The sequence below is a fragment of the Pantoea sp. VS1 genome, assembly GCF_002207995.1.
Classification (GTDB): Bacteria; Pseudomonadota; Gammaproteobacteria; order Enterobacterales; family Enterobacteriaceae; genus Pantoea; species Pantoea dispersa.
The window spans coordinates 1-588 of sequence record NZ_NHZE01000050.1 but is presented as its reverse complement, the minus strand read 5'-3'; the positions used below and the strand labels follow the sequence as shown (position 1 = coordinate 588).

1 protein-coding gene, 1 tRNA gene and 1 rRNA gene are annotated in these 588 nt (G+C 49.3%); all 3 read left to right on the top strand.

Features of this window, described 5'->3' with window-relative positions; translation table 11 throughout:
* Positions 1 to 76 (top strand): 16S ribosomal RNA (locus tag CBW22_RS20590); the annotation flags it as partial.
* 86 nt (positions 77 to 162) lie between these two features.
* Positions 163 to 238: transfer RNA gene (locus tag CBW22_RS20585), tRNA-Glu, on the top strand.
* A gap of 104 nt (positions 239 to 342) precedes the next feature.
* Positions 343 to 588, top strand: a 246-nt coding sequence (locus tag CBW22_RS26535) for a hypothetical protein (protein WP_217899534.1), incomplete at its 3' end; no start/stop codon positions are given.

The window sequence follows — 588 nt, the reverse complement described above, 5'->3', positions numbered from 1 at the left end:
CACTTTGTGATTCATGACTGGGGTGAAGTCGTAACAAGGTAACCGTAGGGGAACCTGCGGTTGGATCACCTCCTTACCTGAAGATACTTTCCCGCGAAGTGCTCACACAGATTGTCTGATGAAAAAGTAATGAGCAAAGCGTCTTACGAAAGAGACTTCAGTGTCCCCTTCGTCTAGAGGCCTAGGACACCGCCCTTTCACGGCGGTAACAGGGGTTCGAATCCCCTAGGGGACGCCACTTGCTGGTAATGAGTGAAAGGCGTTACCGATAATACTTCAGAGTGTGCTGATTAAGCATGCTGCGAAGTATTTGCTCTTTAACAATCCGGAACAAGCTGAAAATTGAAACGACACGTCGTATTCATTCTCCGTAATAAGAATGAATTTTACGATGTGTTCGAGTCTCTCAAATTTTCACATCCCATGTGGAATGCAGGAATCAACGAGCATGGAAAAAGGCAAGGCGCGTCGGCGCACAGCCAGCGGAGCGTACTGACGTACGTGAGCATGGCGAGCACCGCTGCAACGCAGCATTTTTCCGGCGCAGTGATTCCGGACATGAAACGTCTGTGGGTTGTGAGGTTAAGC